The following is a 16,041-nucleotide window of genomic DNA, read 5'->3' as shown; positions in this document are numbered from 1 at the left end:
CATAAAGATCCCTAGCTTCTCGGGAAGGCGCTACGTGAGCCCCAACGGCTGTGACCGATCGTCGCGGCGTCCGATGCCTCGGAGGCCACTGCGGGCGCTGACCGCGGTCCTGGTCCTGGTCCTGGCGGCCGTTTCCGGTTGCGAGTACACATGGCGAGACTTTCCCCGTCTCGGGATGCCCACCCCGGTCACGGAGGAGGCGCCGAGGATCCTTTCCCTGTGGCAGGGCTCGTGGGCCGCGGCGCTCGCCGTGGGCGCGCTGGTGTGGGGGCTGATCCTCTGGGCGGCGATCTTCCACCGGCGCAGCAGGACCAAAGTCGAGGTGCCCCCGCAGTCCCGGTACAACATGCCCATCGAGGTGCTGTACACGGTGGTCCCGCTGATCATCGTCTCGGTGCTCTTCTACTTCACGGCCCGTGACGAGGCCGAGCTTCTCGAAGTCTCCGAGAGGCCGGCGCACACCGTCGGTGTGGTCGGCTTCCAGTGGAGCTGGGGCTTCAACTACATCGAGGACGTGGACGGCAGCACCGGCACGGGCGACGCGGCGGCCGACCCGGCCCTGGGCATCGTTCCGGACCGATACCGCAGGGCCTTCCCTCCGGGTGCCGAGGGCGTCTTCGATGTCGGTGTCCCCGGCACCCGCAACCCGCAGAACGGCAACCCGGGTCCGACCCTGTGGCTGCCGAGGGGCGAGAAGGTCCGGTTCGTGCTGTCCTCCCGTGACGTCATCCATTCCTTCTGGGTGCTGCCGTTCCTGATGAAGCAGGACGTCTTCCCCGGCCACAACGTCAACGTCTTCGAGGTGACGCCCACGCAGGAGGGCACCTTCCGGGGCAAGTGCGCCGAACTCTGCGGCGTCGACCACGCCCGGATGCTCTTCAACGTCAAGGTCGTCTCTCCGGAGCGCTACCAGAGGCACCTGCGGCAGCTGGCCGACCGGGGGCAGAGCGGCTTCCTCCCGGCGGGCATCGAGATCACCGACCCGGCCAGGAACGACGAGCCGCGCAAACTGTGAGCGACGGCCCTCGGCACGGAGTAGGACCATCCGGCCCGGGGCACCCAGGCCGACGGCGAGAGCCTGACGTGACGAACGACGGCGGCTGCCGAGCGGGCGGCCTGGCCGTCGTGCATGGCCCGGTCGACCGGCAGGGGCTGCCGCCCAGGACGTTCTGGGCGGTTGCCGGGTAGTCGGCGCCGGGTCCCTCGCTCCGCGGCCTTCCGGGGCTCAGTCGTCCCCTGTCGCCTTGCCCACCAGCGCGCCGTACGCCAGTTGCAGGGCGTCCGCGCCGGCCAGTGCCGCGAGCCCGCCCGTGGCGGTGCGGGTCGCGCGCGGCCAGAGCAGCCCGCTCGCGGTGAGGGTCGAGGCCACCCAGACGCTCACACAGAAGGGGCAGGTCACCAGCTCACCGACGGTGTCCTTGCCGTCCTCGGGCTGTGCCTCCTCGTGCAGCTCGGCCGGGCCCTGCGGACCGACGTACCTCGTGAAGGGTGCCCGCAGCGGACTGGTGACCGCCGCCTTGCTCAGAAGCCGGCTGAGCCGGAACGTGGCCACCGAGGTCAGGACCACGTCCCAGGGCTCGGGCCGTTCCGGCAGCGGACGTCCGCGGAGTCGCACCGCCGTGGCCCAGGCCGCCGTGTACACCCCGAATCCCGCCATGGCCGCCAGATAGCCGCCGAGCGACCGCTCCCGCCCTGCCGAGTAACGTCGCTCCGTACGCTCGACAAGCCTGTGCAGACGCCCCGCGAGACGGAGGTCAGCTGCCCAGTCCATGGACTGGGCCCGCCTCCACCGCGTTCCTTCGCCGGTCCGCTTCCCGGCTCTCCTCCGTGTGCTTCCGCGGGTTCCGCTCGCGCAGGCGCACCTCCACGTGGCCGTCGACGATCCGGGTGTCGAAGGAGGGCTGGGGCGCCGTGGCGGGGCCGCGTACGTTCCAGCCGTCCGAGAGCCGGAAGACGCTGCCGTGCCAGGGACACCGGACACATCCGTCGGTGACGGTGCCCTCCGACAGCGGCCCAGCGAGGTGACTGCATCGCTCGGCCAGCGCGTGCAGCGTCCCGCCGGGTTCCCGCACGACCAGAACCGGCACGTAGTCCACACCGCGCCGCACGGCCCGGCCCACCGGGAACTCGTCCACGCTCCCGACCCTGTGCCAGCCCTCCGTGACGACCTGCGGCACCTCTTCCGCGTGGTTGGCGCCGGACGCCTGCCGGTAGGCCAGGTGGCCGCCCACCATCCCGCCGAGGCCGACCGCTGTCAGCCCCAGGAAGCCGTACGCCTTCCCGGCCCCCGTGCGGCCCTGGACGCGACAGGCGAGCGAGGTGGCGTACAGGCCGACGGCCGTCCAGTTGGCCAGGGCGTGCACCAGCCCGGTCCGCTGCTGGCGGCGGTGCAGTTCCGCCCAGTCGACGGCCCCCGCCAGGGCCGCGGGGGCAGCCGTGGCCAGCCCCAGGCCGACCAGCAGCCCCGCCTCGCGTGAGCGTCCGGGGCGCAGATCGAGTACCGCCGCCGAGAGCCAGCTGCCGATCGGCACCTGCACCATCAGCGGATGCACCGGGTGCCCCAGCCACCTGCCGTGCAGCAGGTCCTTTCCGCGCCCCAGGGGCAGGGACCTCACCTTCCGCCCGAGCGCGTCGATCAGCGCGTCGGCCCGGGGTTCCCCTTCCAGGCGGTCCAGCAGTGACAGGACCCGGTTCCGCCCCGTCAGGCGGCGTGGCATCGTTCTCATGGCGGGCGGGTCCCCGCCCGGGGAAGCGACAAACAGGACAAGCGGGCGGCGGTTCGCCGAAGTCCACGGTTCTGCGGTGGAGGAGTTCCCCGGCACGCCGCGGCCCGAGGTCGGACACGCCGGAGCCCGGGGCCGGACCGGCCCTGACGGGGCCGGCCTCGGACTCGGGCTGTCGACGTTCGACGCGTCGGGTAGGGGTGAGTGCCGGTGGGGTGGCGCGTGTCTCCGGTGTCAGGGAGTCGGCCGGTCGGAGGGGGTGGAGCGGGCGGAGCGGTTACGTCCGCTCCTGTCGGTCTCGCCCGCCGCTGCGGCGGCGGCCAGTGCGAGGAGCAGCCCGACGACGCCGACGATGATGTTGTTGACGATGGTGCGTGTGGTGTCCACGTTCCCCGCCACCACCCAGGGCGCGATGACGGTCCAGGCTCCGAGCAGCGCGGCTGCCCAGGCCCTGGCGTGCGTGCGCTCGTAGGCGTGGCCGAAGCCGCTCAGCAGGAACGTGTAGGCGATACCGACGATCAGGTTGTTCACGGCCAGGGTGGTGAAGTCGTTGAAGCCCGCGATCCAGGGAGACGCGGCCAGGTACAGGCCGGTGACCAGGGCCAGCGCTTCGACGGCCTGGCCCCGCTGGGTCGTGGCCGCCCGCTCGGCCCGGGTGTGGCGCTCCCGCATCTCCAGGATGTCCGGATGCGACTCGAGGGTGGTCTGCTGGGTCCGGTCGGTCATGCCCGCCTCCTTCGTCAGGGGTCCACGACGCGCGCGTCCCCGGTGAGCGGGACCCGAGTACCCACCAGAGGCACGCAAACCCATACATATGGAACCGAATAGTTTCCGTGCGTGTGTGCGTGTGTGCGTGCGACGGCGACGGCGACGGCGACGGCCGACCCGACTGGGCCGTCAGTCCGCGGTCTGGGTCGGCTCCGCCGTCACCTTGCGCAGCAGCGGCCTGCTGGCGCCGATCGCGCCGAACACCGCCAGCGTGCCCACGACCACGCAGACGGCCAGTTGCAGCGCGCCGGAGGTGTTCATCGTGCTGCCGGCCAGCTGGTTGACCTGGAAGGCGCCGTAGGCGCCCATCGCGGTGGTGCCGCCGGCCAGGACACCCAGGGGAAGGGCCGTCTCACGCGTGCGGACCCGGTCCAGCATCTTCAGCGGAGTACCGGCCAGCCGCAGCAGACCGTAGACGCGGCGCCGGTCGAGGACGCTCGCGGCGGCGGTCAGACCGGCGGAGACGGCGGCGACCAGGAAACTCACGGCCAGGGTGGCGGTGCTGACCACGCCGAGGCGGGCCACGGGCACGTTGTCCATGGCGTTCGGGTAGTCCTGGGTGAACGGCAGCCTCGGTGCCGCTCATGGCGTACGTGGGGGTGCCGGGCCCGGCGGCCACGGCCGCCACCGCGGCACCCGGCGGGACAAGGGGATTTCGCTGCATGAAGTACTCCGCATCGCATCGGGAGGTGGGTGATTCCAATCTCTCCGGTGGGCGCGGGCGGCGGCATCGGCCGAACGGCCAGATCGGCCCTGCCGCCGGGGCCGGTTCTCTCGGCCGTTCGGCCGATCCTCCGCGCCGGGGCGGCTGCCTTACCGTCAGCGCATGAGATCCGTTTCCCCTCGGGGCTGCGCCCGGGGCGTCGGCGTCGGCGCCCTGCTCGCGCTGTGTGTCGGCGACCTCGCCCTGTCGGGCGCACAGGGCCGCAGCATCGAGCCGTCCCTGGTCGTGCTCGCCGTCGGCCTCGCCGCCCTCCTGTGGCCGGCCGACCGCCGGCCCGTGTGGCTCACGCTCCAGGTCCGCACCGCGGTGCCCGCCGTCGTGTCCCTGGCCCTCACGGTCGGGATGGCGCTGACCGGCCACGGCCGTCTGTTCGGCCCCGGCGAGAGCGTGATCCTGCTGTGCCTGGCGTTCCTCGCCGTACGGCGTCTCCCCCTACGGCAGGCCGTGGCGTGCGGCGCGCTCGACGCGGTCGCCGGGCTCGTCCTGCCGATGGGCTATCTCGGTCTGCGCGAGGAATCAGTGGCCTACTTGCTGCTCGGCCTGCTCTGGGTCGTCATCCCGGTCACCGGACTCGCCGGCTATCTGCGCTGGCGGGAGTACCGCAGGGCGACCGCGGTGGCCGAGACCCGCCGTGCCGAGCGCGTGGCCATCGCCGCCGACCTGCACGACTTCGTCGCCCACCACGTCACCGGGATTCTCGTGCAGACGCAGATGGCGCGCATGATGGCCGCCTCCCACACCGACGGCCTCGATCCGGTCCTGGCCGGTATCGAACGCGCCGCCACCGAGGCCCTGGCGTCCATGCGCCGCACCGTGGGCGTGCTGCGCCACGCCGGGCCGGAGGCGGCCGACCTGCGGCCCGTGGGCGACCTCGCAGGGATCACCGACCTGATCCAGGGCTTCGCGAGCCCGATCCACCAGGTCACGCTCCACCGTGACCCGTCCGTCCGCGACGACCTCCCGCACGAGGTGCAGGCGGCTGCCTTCCGGGTCGTCCAGGAGGCCCTGACCAACATCCGGCGGCATGCGGCCGACGCGACGGAGATCGGCGTCGGTCTGCGGTGCGAGGACCGGCGGCTGACGGTCACCGTGGCGGACGACGGCCGCGGCGGCACCCAGCTCCCGGACGCGGCGCACGGCGGCGGCTTCGGCCTCGTCGGCCTGACGGAACGCGTGACCACCGTGGGCGGCACCCTGCACGCGGGGCCACGGGCCGGGCACGGCTGGGAGGTCCGCGCGGACCTCCCGCTACGCAAGCCGGACTGACACCACCGACCGGTCACGTCCGCCGCACGCGGATGCCCTTGATCGCCTCGTCACGCGTGGGCCGCCGCCGAACGGCGGTAGCGGCCGGGCGCGATGCCGTGTTCGCGGGAGAAGGCCCGGGAGAAGGCGAACTCGGAGCTGTAGCCGACCTCGGGCGATGTCGCCGACCGGGTCGCCGGTGTCGCGGAGCAGCCGGGCGGCCAGGTCGATCCGTACCCGCGAGAGATAGGCGAGGGGGGTGAGGCCGACCACGGTCTTGAACTGGCGCGCGAACGCCGGTGCCGATGGCGGCGTGGTTGCCCGCCAGCACGTCGAAGACCGAGATGCCCGCCCGGTACGGCGGCCCGTCCGGACCACCGGTGAGGCTCATCAACCCGGAGATCGCCTGCACCATCAGGTCGTACCCGGGGACCTTCCGGCCGGGCCCGGCGCCGAAACCGCTGATCGAGGCATACACCACGCCCGGGTTCACGGCGCTCACCGAGGAGTGGTCCAGGCCGTACCTGGCCAGCCCGCCGGGTTTGAAGTTCTCGATCACGACGTCCGCGCGCCGCGCCAGTTCCCGGGCCAGCCGCGCGTCGGTGTCGTCGCGGAAGTCGAGCGCGATCGACCGTTTCCCGCTGTTGATTCCCAGGTAGTAGGTCGAGACACCGTCGCGTGCCGGGGGCGTCCAGGTGCGGGTGTCGTCCCCGTCCGGCCCTCCGACCTTCACCACGTCGGCCCCGAGGTCGGCCAGCAGCATGGTCGCGTACGGGCCCGCCAGGTTGCGGGAGAAGTCCGCGACCAGCAGCCCGTCCAGGGGCCCGCGTGGCGCGGGTGAACCGCCGTCCATGGGCTACGCCTCCTCGTGCTGCGCCGCGACGCCTTCGCCGCGGTACTCGCTGTAGGTGTAGGGGTTCGAGAACGCATGGTTGAGTCGTAAATCAAGCCCTGTGCACCGCGTGGCCCGTCACTCACAGGTGACAGGCCACGCGGTGCGTTCGGCAGTCCGGAGGGGGTCAGAACATCGTGTTGTCGTTGGCGGAGGTGGCGGGGACGTCCTGGACGACGTCCCAGTGCTCGATGATCTTGAGCTCGCCGTTCTTCTGCTTCGCGACGCGGAAGATGTCCACGACGGACTGGCCGAGGTCCTCGGGGCTGAGGCGGTAGTGGGCGTGGATGGCGACGTAGTCCTTGTCGGCGATGACGCGCTTGCGTTCCACGATCAGGTTCGGGAACTGGCGGAAGAAGTCGGTGAACTGCTCACGCAGGCCGGCCGAGCCGCTGGGGATGGTCGGGTTGTGCTGGTAGTACTCCGGCGCGAGGTACCTGACGGCATCGGGGTTCTTGTCGACGAGGAGGGTGTCGAAGTAACGGGTGGCGATCTTCTCGCTGAGGGGTGTCTTCCAGCGGGGGCCGCTCGGCTGGTCGGTGTGCGGGTTGCTGATCGTGCCGAACATGTCGTTGCCGTTGACGGTGGTCGGTGGCACGTCCTGGACGGTGTCCCAGTGCTCGGCGATCATGCCCTGCTTGTCGAAGCGGAAGATGTCGACCACGGCCACCCCGCGGGTGCCGGGTTCGTAGACCGGGTTGGCGTGCACCAGAACCAGGTTGCCCTGGGCGAGTACCCGCTTGATGTTGTACTTGTGGTCCGGGTACCGGGCGGTCCAGTCGCGGATGAAGCTCTTGATCGATTCCCGGCCGTCGGGGGCGACGGGGTTGTGCTGGATGTAGTTCTCGCGGATGTAGCGGTCGGCGACCTTGAGGTTGCCCTCCTCGAAGAGCTGGGTGAGGACGTGGACGGCGACGCGCTTGTTGCGCTCCTGCGTGGCGGGACTCGTGTGCGAGGCGTCGAGGCCGATGCTCTGGCCGCTCGGGGCCGGTGGGGAGGCGGTGGCGGCGGGTGCGAAGCCGGCCACGGCTGCGACGCTCGCGGCGGCGAGGAGGGTGGCTATGGCCCTGCGGGGCAGCCGGGTGGTGCTGTTCATGGGATCTTCTCCAGAGTGTGCGGATGGCGGCGCATGCGCCGATGGGTGTCAGGTGCGGGACCGGGCGGAGTGCGCGGGCGCCCGGGTGCGGGTCAGGCGCGGTCGAAGGCGAGGAGGAACTCGATGTCTCCCTCGTCCTCCACCGCGATCCCGCCGAAGTCGGGCGCGTCGATGCCGTAGTCGGCGAAGGTGACGGGGATGGAGCCGTTGACGCGGAAGCCGTCGGCGGTGCGCTGGGCTTCGAGTTCGAAGGAGACTGAGTTGCTCTCGCCGTGGACGGTCAGCTCGCCCGTGGCCTCGGCGCTGACCTGCTCGCCCACCTCCGGCGTCGAGCCGAAGTCGACGGGCTCGGTGAGCTCGAAGGTGGCCTCCGGGTACTGCTCGGTGTTCATGACCCGGCCGCGGAACTGGCCGTCGCGCTGGTCGGAGTCGCTCTTCACCGAGGCCAGGTCGACGGTGAACGATCCGCTGACGGCCCGGCTGCCCTCGATCTCCAGCTCACCGGTGACCTCCTCGGTCCGGCCCACCGCCGTGACGTTCTGCCCGAAGAGGACCTCGTCGACGCGGTAGCCGGCCTGGGAGCCGCTGCCCACCCGCCAGGCGCCCTCGACACCCTCCTGCGCGGCCTGATCCCCGGAGGCGGAGGAGCTGCCGGAGGAGTCCGACCCCGGAGGGCTGTCCAGGGAGAGGGCGGCCGGCGGCTTGTCCTGGATGTGGTTGATGTAGACGTACGGGCCCGCCGTGCCCAGCACGGCGGCGGTGGCCACGCCCGCGATGAGCCAGCGCTTCCAGTGCCTGCGGATGCTGCCTGCCATGGTGTCTCCCTAAGTATTTGAGTATTTCAACTGAAGTTTCAAGTATTGCCTCGCGCGTCGCCCTGGAGCTTGCCCCGCGGTGGGCCCTTCGGGCGGGCCGCGTCAGAAACACATCCCCCCGCTTCGGCCACCCGGACGGCCCGGCCGCCCCAGTTCCCGAGCCGGCCGCGACCGGTGCGACGACGTCGGCCGCGACTACGCCGCCACCCGCGAGACCGTCCTGTCCATGGACCCCGGCGGCAGCCCCGCAGCGATGAGCGGGTACGCCGCGCCGGGCATCGACGAGGCCGTCGTCACACCCCCGGACGGCGCCCCCGCCATGTGGATCGAGCGCCATGTGGCCCCCGCAGCGCGGGCACTGGCCGAGCTGGGCCGACGGTGCTTCAGCCGCTCAGGTTCTCGAACAGCACCATCCCGGCCGCGGTGTTCGACGCGGGCACGTGGTAGGTCTCGTGCACGCGTCGGATCCGGGAACCCAGCGCGCCGCGCATGATCAGCCACATGATCAGCTCGATGCCCTCGGAGCCGGCCTCACGGATGTACTCCTCCCGCGTGAGTGCGGCCAGCTTCTCGGGCTCGTCCTCGATCGCGTGCAGGAACATCCGGTCGAAGTCCTGGTTGATCAGCCCCGCACGGGCGCCCGCGAGCTGGTGCGACATGCCCCCGGTGCCGAAGACGGCCACCTTGAGGTCCTCGGGGAAGGAGCGGATCGCCGCGCCGAGCGCGTGACCGAGGGCCAGGCACCGCGCGGCGGTGGGCTGCGGGTACTGGATGACGTTCACCAGGAGGGGGACCACCGCGCACGGCCAGCGTTCGCCGGGGTCCGGGCAGTACACCGACAACGGAACGGTCAGGCCGTGGTCCACGTCGAGTTCCTGGAAGACGGTCAGGTCGAAGGAGGAGTCGATCAGGCTCTTGACGAGATGGTCGGCGAACTCCGGGGCGCCCGGGACGGCCGGCACGGGCCGGCTTCCCCACCCCTCGTCGGCCACGCGGTACGTCTCCGCCGTCCCGAGCGCGAAGGTCGGGGTGACGCTCATGTCGACGGCGTTGGCGTGGTCGTTGTAGACGACTACCGCGATGTCGGGCGTGTGCCGGGCCATCCACTCCCGGGCCGGCGTGTATCCGTCGAACAACGGCTTCCAGTAGGGGTCCTCGGTCTTCCCGCGGTCCATGGCCGCACCGATCGACGGCACGTGCGAGGTGGCCAGACCCCATATCACCTCAGCCAAAGTTCCGCCCTCCCGCTTTCAGCGCCTGCGCGAACTCCTCGGTGGTCATGCCGGTGAACACCCCGCCGAGGTACTGCATGGACCTCTGGTCGACCATGGCGAGCTTGAAGACGTAGAAGATGGAGCCGCCCAGCTCCATCATCAGGTTCCAGTCCCGCCGCAGGACGGCGTCCCGCTGCCGGGCCGTGAGCCCGTACGCCTCGCAGTACGCCCCTTCGTCGGCTTTGAACCTCTCCCGGTTCCCGGCCTCCTTGAGCGATCCGCAGAGCCGGTTCAGTGCCCGGCCGCGTCGGCCTTCCGCCGCGTCGAAGACGTAGGTGCCGGGGACCCGGGGTGTGATGCCGTTCATTTCGTTCCTCTCCTCTCCCGTGGTGTCGCCGGTCAGTGCAGGAGTCCGCCGCCGTCGCAGACGAGTGTCTGGCCGGTGACCATGACCGCGTCGGGGGACGCGAGAAGGGAGACGAGCCCCGCGAAGTGGTCAGGGGTGACGAACTCCTCGATCGCCTGTCGGCGCATGGTCGCGGCGAACACCTCGTCGCCGGAGTGCGCCCGGGTGCCCGGGGTGGCCACCTGCGCGGGTGCCACCGAGTTGACGGTGATCCGGTGCTCGCCCAGTTCGCGGGCCATCACCCGGGTCATGCCGATGAGTGCGCCCTTGCTGGCCACGTAGGCGATCTGTCCCGGCGCTCCGGTGAAGAAGGTGCGGGACGCGACATTGATCACCCGCCCCCGGTGCGGGCTCGCGCTCAGCCAGGGCACGCACGCCTGCACCATGAGCAGCGGGCCGACGGCGTTGACGGCGAAGAAGCGGTGCAGTTCCTCCGGGGTCGTGTCCAGCAGCGGAGCCCGGCCGGAGAGCAGTCCGGCGTTGTTGACGAGGACGTCGACCCCGCCGTACGCCTCGGCGATCTCCGCCACGGCCCGGCGGGTCGCGGCGGGATCTCGGACGTCGCAACGCCAGGTCCGGACGCCCGCGATGGCGTCCGTGTCGTCGGGTTCGGCGATGTCCAGGGCGGCGACCGTGAATCCGTCCCCGGCCAGTCTGCGGGCGACGGCGAGCCCCAGGCCGCCGGCGGCGCCCGTGACCACCGCGACCCGTGGGCTCCGGCCGTCAGGGCCCGCGGTCACGGCGCCTTCTCCTGCGGATGGGTGGCGAGCGCCTCGACGGTGATGTCCATCCACTTCCACATGGGCAGGGAGGCCAACGCGTCGTGCAGTTCCGCCGGATCGGCCGCCTCGTACAGGCCGATGGTCGCGTTGCGGCCCGGAACCCGCCACAGTCGCTTGAGGATTCCGGCCTCCCTGAGCCGCATGGCCCGTTCGCGCTCGCCCTTGCGCAGGGACGCGCGTACGTCGTCGGGGGTGTCCGGGGGCAGCGTGTTCTCGGTGCGGACGAGGAATTCCACGGGGCGTCCCTTCACGGGTCAGGCTGCGGCGATCTCCAGCAGCAGTTCGGCCAGTCGGCCCGGGGCGGTGACCATGGCCTCGTGGCCGGTGGCGAGCTCGTGGACCGGCCAGCCACGGGCGGCGGCCCGTTCGGCGTGCGGGGTGAACACCCGCATCCAGTCGGTGCACTCGACGAAGGCACCGGGGACCTGGTCGGCCCTGCCGGTCAGCCGCAGCGGTTCGGTGTAGGTCAGCCACGGATGCGGGGTCAGCCGGGGGCAGAGCCAGTCGAGATCCGCCTGTTCCTCGACGCCGAGCACGCTCAGTGAGCGCACCGGCACGAGCCAGCCGAATCCGGGTCCGGCGACGGACTCCCGGTAGTGCCCGGCGATGCGTTCGGGAAGCAGGTCGATCGCCGCGTCACCGTCGTCGCCGACGAAGGCGTCGAGGTGGACCCGCCTGGCCAGCCGGCCCGGGATCCGGTCCGCGACCCCGGTGACGACCTGGCCGGCGTAACTGTGCCCGACGAGCACGACGTCCCGGGCGTCATGGGCCTCGATCAGTGCCACGACGTCCTGGATGTGCGTGCTGAGCCCGGTCTGCGGGCTCAGCAGGTGGGCGCGGTCGCTCACCCCGCTCAGGGTGGGGGTGTGCACCTCGTGCCCGGCCGCACGCAGCGCCGGTGCCACGCGCTGCCACACCCAGCCGCCGTGCCAGGCCCCGTGGAGCAGGACGAAGACGCTCATGCCGACGCCCTGGGCCGTGTGCCGCCGGCCCGCTGTTCGCGGGCGAGCATCTTCGCCACCGCACGGCGACCGCGGAGCGCGGCGAGGTCGGACTTGATGCTGGACTCCGCCGTTCCGCCCGGATCGGTGGCGTACATGACCTCCTGTGCCTCCAGGGCGTCGACGTCCTCCTGCATCACGGCGAGTTGCTGCTCGTGCTGGAACTCGGTGAGTTCCTGGTCGTCGATGAGGTAGTCGCGGCCCAGCGCGTAGAAGTCGTGCGTCTCGTTGCCGCGCCCCGGCGTCATCCCGTACAGCACCTTCATGTGGAAGCCGTCCGGCTCCTCGGTGCCGGTGGCCGCGACGCGGATGTTGAGGACGAAGATGCCCGGCGGGTAGAAGTCCCCGTCCTGCCAGCGGTCCACCGGGGAGGTCAGACCGCAGGACTTCTCGTAGAACGGCGGGGCCTCGATGCCGATCATGCGTCGGCTGAAGCCGACCCGGTCGCCGTCCACGGTCACGTCGATCGGGGTCGCGGCGACGGCGGCGTTGCCGATGCTCGTCGGATGCAGGAACGTCTCGTGGGTGAGGTCGAGCAGGTTCTCCAGCAGCAGCATGTGCCGTGCCCTCAGCGGGACGACGCCGTGCACATGGGTCCAGCTCGGGTCGGTCAGCCACGAGGTGTCGGGCAGCAGGCTCTCGTCGGCCAGTTCGGGATCTCCGGGCCAGATCCAGATCGCGCCGTCCCGCTCGACCAGGGGGAACCGGCGCAGCGCGGCCTTGGGACGGTCGGCCTGCTCGGCGACCCCGACGCACACACCCTGTCCGTCGAAGCGGTAGCCGTGGTAGTCGCACTGGAGGGTGCCCTGGTCGTCCAGGTGGCCCAGGGACAGCGGGTACTTGCGGTGGGGGCAGCGGTCCTCGACGGCCGTGACCGCCTGGTCGGGCAGCCGGTAGAAGCAGACCGGGATGTCGGTGATCCAGCGCTGCTTGAGGGTCCGGCCGATCTCGTCGGACCAGGCTCCCAGGTACCAGCCGTTGCGCACCTGCTGTGTCAGTGTCATCGCGGGTCCTTCCTTCGGCGTCGGCCGTCCGGCTCGGGCGTGTGGTCGGTGACGGGTGCTGAGGTGTACGGGTCCGACGGCGACCGACCGTGCGCTGCCCGGACCGGATCGACGGTGTGTCAGAGGTCCAGGACGAGGCGTCCGCCCCGCGCGCGCGAGACACAGATCAGCATCGTGTCGTTCGCGGCCTGTTCGTCCTCGGTGAGCAGTGAGTCGCGGTGGTCGATCTCGCCCTCCAGGACGGCGGTCTCGCACGAGCCGCAGATGCCTTCCTCGCACGAGGACAGGACCGGGACGCCCGCCCGCTCCACGGCCTGGAGAACCGACAGCTCGGGCGGCACGGTCAGCGTGGTCCCGGACGCCCGCAGTTCGACCTCGATCGGCTGCTCGGCCGCACCACCGGCGGGCCGGCGCACGGCCGCCGCGGCGAACCGCTCCACGTTCAGCGTCCCGGTCGGCCAGCCGGCGCAGTGCGCCTCGACCGCGTCGATGAGCCCGGCGGGGCCGCAGCAGTACACCAGGGCGGACGGGTCGGGATCACCGAGGAAGCCGGCGAGGTCGAGCAGGCCGTACTCGTCCTGCGGACGCACGGTCACGCGCTCGCCGTAGCCCTCCAGTTCGGGCAGGAATGCCATGGAGGAGCGCGTGCGGCCCCCGTAGAGCAGGGACCACTCGGCCCCGGCGGCCTCGGCCCCGGCGATCATAGGGAGCAGGGGTGTGATGCCGATGCCGCCGCCGACGAACAGGTACCGGGCGGCGGGCCGCAGCGGGAAGTTGTCGCGAGGGCCGCGCACCCGGAGCTCGCCGCCCTCCTCGACGTGGTCGTGGATCCACTGCGATCCGCCGCGCCCGTCGGGCTCCCGGAGCACCGCGACGCGCCAGCGGGCCGTGTCTCCCACCGGGCCGCAGAGCGAGTACTGCCGGGTGACGCCCGTGGGGAGGGCGACGTCGATGTGCGCTCCCGGCCGCCAGGCCGGCAGCGGTTCGCCGGAGCCCGGTGCGAGCTCCAGCGACACGACGCCGTCCGCCACCGTCCGCCGGGTCACCACGGTGACGGCGCCCTCGAACCCGGCCTCGCGTCGGTCCTCTGACGGCGTACCGGCCTCGGTGGTACCGAGGGGGTGCGTGTCCGGGGCGGTGGCTGATGGGCTCGTCACGTTCGTCATCTCCTCGGTACGGTCGGCAGGGATCGCTCCGGCCGCGGTCGGCGGCTGCACGATCGACGCTAGCCATCGAAGAACACCCAGGTCATCGCTCGAATGACCGGACCGGGGCGGCGCATGGTCGTGGCCGGGACTACGTCATCCGTCGTGCGGGGCGGGCACCCCGGCGCGCACGACGGGCCGCGGGGCCTGGTCGAGATGGATCCGCACCTGGCGGTCGTCCTCGTTCCACAGGGCTTCCACGACGGCGTGCAGCCGCTGGACGTCGGTGCGCCACATCGGTACGCCGTAGCGGTCGTCGCGGGTGAACGCGCCCTCGAAGGCGGCGTCCGCCAGCAGGCTCCGGCGGTCGTACGTGCGGGCCGTCGCGTCCGCCCCGTCGGTCTCGTCCGCGAACCGCACGTACAGGGACGTGTCACGGAAGGGAACCCAGATGTGCGTGGCCGCGCGGGCGCCCGCCGTGTCCTGCGCCGTCATGCCAGCACACCCGTCGTCTGCGGGTAGAGCCGCACATACGCCTCGCCCAGGGTCCCGTGCGCGAGGCCCAGGTTGGGTCCGGCGTTGCGCTTGAGCTGGACGCCGCGCCGCTTGGCGAGGTCGGTGTAGTAGTCCCACATGTGCTGCTGGGCGGCCAGGCACTCCATCGCCTCGCGCTTCCTGTCGAAGACGGAGGTGATGTCCAGCAGGACGTTCGGCTTGAAGTCGCACTGCTCCGGCTGGTGCGGCTCGAAGAAGAACACCGGGGGAGCGCCGAGGGGTTCACCGGGCGCGTCGTAGCCGACCGCCTGGGCGAGCACGCGTGCCTGGAGCGCCATACGGGCGGCGGCCGGATGGTCGCCGTTGTAGGGGTCGGCGAGCGTGTGGGTGAGAACGACCGCGGGGTCGACCTCCCGGTACACGCGCACGACGCGATCCACCAGTTCCGGTGTCTCCAGCAGGGGGTAGTCCCCGGCGTCCAGGAACTCGATCTCCGCGCCCAGGGCGTTCGCGGCGTTGGTGGCCTCCGTGCGGCGGAGTTGCTTGATCTCGTCCAGACGCAGGCCGTCCCGCCAGGCACGGGCGGACTCGCCGCGCTCACCGAAGCTCAGGCACAACACCTTGGCGCGCTGCCCGCGTTCGGCGGCCAGGGCAAGGGCACCGCCGGCCCGCCAGACGAAGTCGCCCGCGTGCGCGCTGATCACCAGCAGCGCGCCCTCGGACGGAGTGGAGGTGTCGTGGTTCATCAGGACTCCTGGGGGTCGAGTGGAGTGGGCGGGTGGCACGGCGCCGGGTGCGGGCCGGAGTCGGCCGGGTGGTCCGTGGCGTGCCGGGCCGGAGATCTCCGGTGTGCCGGGTGGGGGATCTCGGGTGTCTCGGCCGAAGTCCCGTGTCCCGGAACGGACTTGGCGGACGGAGGCGGGACGAAGCAGGTCGACCGGACCCAAGTCACCATATCTCCAACGTTTCTGTTGACAATAGTGTCGACTTCGGTAATTCTCCTGACACCAGTCCAGAGCAGCCCGGAGGAGACATGCCCGACCGCCATGTCGTCGTGAGGAACATCGCCCGGCCCGCCGCCGACGTCGTCGCCCGGCTCGCCGAGGCGGGGGTGTCCACGGTCCACGAGGCCATCGGCCGCCGCGGCTTCGCGGGAACCGGCCTGTGGCCGAACCAGCGGAACGTGCGCCTGGCGGGACCGGCGGTGACGGTCAGCTCCCATCCGGGGGACAACCTGATGATCCACGCGGCCGTCGAGGTCTGCCGGCCCGGGGACGTCCTCGTGGTGACCACCACCTCGCCGTCCACGGACGGCATGTTCGGCGAACTGCTGGCGACGTCCCTCGCCACCCGGGGCGTCATCGGCCTGGTCACGGGAGCCGGTGTCCGCGACACCGCCGAACTGCGGGACATGGGCTTCCACGTCTGGGCCCGGGCGGTGTCCGCCCAGGGCACCGTGAAGGCATCCCCCGGCTCGGTCAACGTGCCCGTGACGCTCGGCGGGGTGACCGTCGCGCCCGGAGACGTCGTCGTGGCGGACGACGACGGCGTGGTCGTCGTACCGCTCGCTCAGGCGGCGGAGGCGGCCGAACTCGCGGAGAAGCGGACCGCCAAGGAGGCGGCCACCCGCGAGGTGCTGCGCTCCGGAACCCTGGGCGTCGACCACTACGGGCTGCGCGCCAAGCTCGCCGACCTGGGCGTCGTTTACCAGGACTGACCGGACTTCCCACG

At 71.6% G+C, this 16,041-nt stretch carries 18 protein-coding genes and 1 pseudogene; 3 read left to right on the top strand and 16 right to left on the bottom strand.

Translation table 11 applies throughout. The features are described from left to right. The first annotated feature begins 34 nt into the window (after positions 1-34). Positions 35-1,015, top strand: a complete 981-nt coding sequence (locus tag WBG99_RS06070) for a cytochrome c oxidase subunit II (protein WP_338895326.1) — start codon at positions 35-37, stop codon at positions 1,013-1,015. A gap of 210 nt (positions 1,016-1,225) precedes the next feature. Here the strand turns inward: WBG99_RS06070 and WBG99_RS06065 are convergent, their stop codons facing one another. From WBG99_RS06065 to WBG99_RS06050, 4 genes are all read right to left on the bottom strand, one after another. After that, positions 1,226-1,771 carry a DUF1360 domain-containing protein gene (locus WBG99_RS06065; RefSeq protein ID WP_338895325.1) on the bottom strand — a complete coding sequence of 182 codons (546 nt, stop codon included), beginning with the start codon at positions 1,769-1,771 and terminating at the stop codon, positions 1,226-1,228. After that, positions 1,755-2,726: a Rieske 2Fe-2S domain-containing protein gene (locus tag WBG99_RS06060; RefSeq protein WP_338895324.1), complete on the bottom strand. Its 972-nt coding sequence runs from the start codon at positions 2,724-2,726 to the stop codon at positions 1,755-1,757. Before WBG99_RS06060 ends, WBG99_RS06065 begins: the two co-directional genes overlap by 17 nt. Positions 2,727-2,957: 231 nt before the next feature. Further along, the gene (locus WBG99_RS06055; protein ID WP_338895323.1) at positions 2,958-3,449 is read right to left on the bottom strand and encodes an SPW repeat protein; all 492 of its coding nucleotides are present in this window, start codon (positions 3,447-3,449) and stop codon (positions 2,958-2,960) included. Positions 3,450-3,620: 171 nt separating this feature from the next. Then, positions 3,621-4,031, bottom strand: a complete 411-nt coding sequence (locus WBG99_RS06050; protein ID WP_338895322.1) for a hypothetical protein — start codon at positions 4,029-4,031, stop codon at positions 3,621-3,623. A gap of 286 nt (positions 4,032-4,317) precedes the next feature. Between WBG99_RS06050 and WBG99_RS06045 the strand changes: the two genes are divergently transcribed. Continuing rightward, the gene (locus WBG99_RS06045) at positions 4,318-5,481 is read left to right on the top strand and encodes a sensor histidine kinase (protein WP_338895321.1); all 1,164 of its coding nucleotides are present in this window, start codon (positions 4,318-4,320) and stop codon (positions 5,479-5,481) included. A gap of 250 nt (positions 5,482-5,731) precedes the next feature. On the opposite strand, the pseudogene WBG99_RS06040 reads toward WBG99_RS06045, so the two are convergent. The 12 genes and pseudogenes from WBG99_RS06040 to WBG99_RS05985 all read right to left on the bottom strand — a co-directional run. Then, positions 5,732-6,313 (bottom strand): annotated as a pseudogene (locus WBG99_RS06040) (CoA transferase); the annotation flags it as partial. 166 nt (positions 6,314-6,479) lie between these two features. Next, positions 6,480-7,448 carry a nuclear transport factor 2 family protein gene (locus WBG99_RS06035; protein WP_338895320.1) on the bottom strand — a complete coding sequence of 323 codons (969 nt, stop codon included), beginning with the start codon at positions 7,446-7,448 and terminating at the stop codon, positions 6,480-6,482. A gap of 92 nt (positions 7,449-7,540) precedes the next feature. Continuing rightward, positions 7,541-8,263 (bottom strand): YceI family protein, encoded by a 723-nt coding sequence (locus WBG99_RS06030; protein WP_338895319.1) that lies wholly within the window; start codon positions 8,261-8,263, stop codon positions 7,541-7,543. Between the two features lie 383 nt (positions 8,264-8,646). Further along, positions 8,647-9,486 (bottom strand): class III extradiol dioxygenase subunit beta, encoded by an 840-nt coding sequence (locus WBG99_RS06025; RefSeq protein WP_338900238.1) that lies wholly within the window; start codon positions 9,484-9,486, stop codon positions 8,647-8,649. Between the two features lies 1 nt (position 9,487). Beyond that, entirely contained in the window at positions 9,488-9,844 is a 357-nt protein-coding gene (gene ligA / locus WBG99_RS06020) for a protocatechuate 4,5-dioxygenase subunit alpha (RefSeq protein ID WP_338895318.1), read from the bottom strand. Between the two features lie 32 nt (positions 9,845-9,876). Next, positions 9,877-10,623, bottom strand: a complete 747-nt coding sequence (locus WBG99_RS06015) for an SDR family oxidoreductase (RefSeq protein WP_338895317.1) — start codon at positions 10,621-10,623, stop codon at positions 9,877-9,879. Continuing rightward, complete coding sequence (locus tag WBG99_RS06010; protein ID WP_338895315.1) at positions 10,620-10,901, bottom strand: muconolactone Delta-isomerase family protein; 282 nt, start codon at positions 10,899-10,901, stop codon at positions 10,620-10,622. The genes WBG99_RS06015 and WBG99_RS06010 overlap by 4 nt, the downstream gene beginning before the upstream one ends. An 18-nt stretch (positions 10,902-10,919) precedes the next feature. Further along, complete coding sequence (locus tag WBG99_RS06005) at positions 10,920-11,627, bottom strand: alpha/beta fold hydrolase (protein ID WP_338895314.1); 708 nt, start codon at positions 11,625-11,627, stop codon at positions 10,920-10,922. After that, entirely contained in the window at positions 11,624-12,670 is a 1,047-nt protein-coding gene (locus WBG99_RS06000; protein WP_338895313.1) for an aromatic ring-hydroxylating dioxygenase subunit alpha, read from the bottom strand. Before WBG99_RS06000 ends, WBG99_RS06005 begins: the two co-directional genes overlap by 4 nt. Before the next feature lie 119 nt (positions 12,671-12,789). Continuing rightward, positions 12,790-13,827: a PDR/VanB family oxidoreductase gene (locus tag WBG99_RS05995; RefSeq protein WP_338895312.1), complete on the bottom strand. Its 1,038-nt coding sequence runs from the start codon at positions 13,825-13,827 to the stop codon at positions 12,790-12,792. A 144-nt stretch (positions 13,828-13,971) separates the two neighbouring features. Further along, entirely contained in the window at positions 13,972-14,310 is a 339-nt protein-coding gene (locus WBG99_RS05990; protein WP_338895311.1) for a hypothetical protein, read from the bottom strand. Further along, entirely contained in the window at positions 14,307-15,056 is a 750-nt protein-coding gene (locus WBG99_RS05985) for a PIG-L deacetylase family protein (protein ID WP_338895310.1), read from the bottom strand. Before WBG99_RS05985 ends, WBG99_RS05990 begins: the two co-directional genes overlap by 4 nt. 287 nt (positions 15,057-15,343) lie before the next feature. On the opposite strand from WBG99_RS05985, the gene WBG99_RS05980 reads away from it, so the two are divergent. Further along, entirely contained in the window at positions 15,344-16,027 is a 684-nt protein-coding gene (locus WBG99_RS05980) for a 4-carboxy-4-hydroxy-2-oxoadipate aldolase/oxaloacetate decarboxylase (RefSeq protein WP_338895309.1), read from the top strand. The last annotated feature ends 14 nt before the right edge of the window (positions 16,028-16,041 follow it).

Origin of the sequence: Streptomyces sp. TG1A-60 (assembly GCF_037201975.1) — a bacterium.
Classification (GTDB): Bacteria; Actinomycetota; Actinomycetes; order Streptomycetales; family Streptomycetaceae; genus Streptomyces.
The sequence above is the reverse complement of the archived record's forward strand: the minus strand, read 5'-3'. Positions and strand labels throughout refer to the sequence as shown.

What these genes read in the sequence shown, in the direction of transcription:
- WBG99_RS06065 (WP_338895325.1), bottom strand. Translation starts at nt 1,771, where the DNA reads ATGGACTGGGCAGCTGACCTCCGTCTCGCGGGGCGTCTGCACAGGCTT.
- WBG99_RS06005 (WP_338895314.1), bottom strand. Translation starts at nt 11,627, where the DNA reads ATGAGCGTCTTCGTCCTGCTCCACGGGGCCTGGCACGGCGGCTGGGTG.
- WBG99_RS06000 (WP_338895313.1), bottom strand. Translation starts at nt 12,670, where the DNA reads ATGACACTGACACAGCAGGTGCGCAACGGCTGGTACCTGGGAGCCTGG.
- WBG99_RS05990 (WP_338895311.1), bottom strand. Translation starts at nt 14,310, where the DNA reads ATGACGGCGCAGGACACGGCGGGCGCCCGCGCGGCCACGCACATCTGG.
- ligA (WP_338895318.1), bottom strand. Translation starts at nt 9,844, where the DNA reads ATGAACGGCATCACACCCCGGGTCCCCGGCACCTACGTCTTCGACGCG.
- WBG99_RS06050 (WP_338895322.1), bottom strand. Translation starts at nt 4,031, where the DNA reads ATGGACAACGTGCCCGTGGCCCGCCTCGGCGTGGTCAGCACCGCCACC.
- WBG99_RS06060 (WP_338895324.1), bottom strand. Translation starts at nt 2,726, where the DNA reads ATGAGAACGATGCCACGCCGCCTGACGGGGCGGAACCGGGTCCTGTCA.
- WBG99_RS05980 (WP_338895309.1), top strand. Translation starts at nt 15,344, where the DNA reads ATGCCCGACCGCCATGTCGTCGTGAGGAACATCGCCCGGCCCGCCGCC.
- WBG99_RS06035 (WP_338895320.1), bottom strand. Translation starts at nt 7,448, where the DNA reads ATGAACAGCACCACCCGGCTGCCCCGCAGGGCCATAGCCACCCTCCTC.
- WBG99_RS06055 (WP_338895323.1), bottom strand. Translation starts at nt 3,449, where the DNA reads ATGACCGACCGGACCCAGCAGACCACCCTCGAGTCGCATCCGGACATC.
- WBG99_RS06045 (WP_338895321.1), top strand. Translation starts at nt 4,318, where the DNA reads ATGAGATCCGTTTCCCCTCGGGGCTGCGCCCGGGGCGTCGGCGTCGGC.
- WBG99_RS06030 (WP_338895319.1), bottom strand. Translation starts at nt 8,263, where the DNA reads ATGGCAGGCAGCATCCGCAGGCACTGGAAGCGCTGGCTCATCGCGGGC.
- WBG99_RS05985 (WP_338895310.1), bottom strand. Translation starts at nt 15,056, where the DNA reads ATGAACCACGACACCTCCACTCCGTCCGAGGGCGCGCTGCTGGTGATC.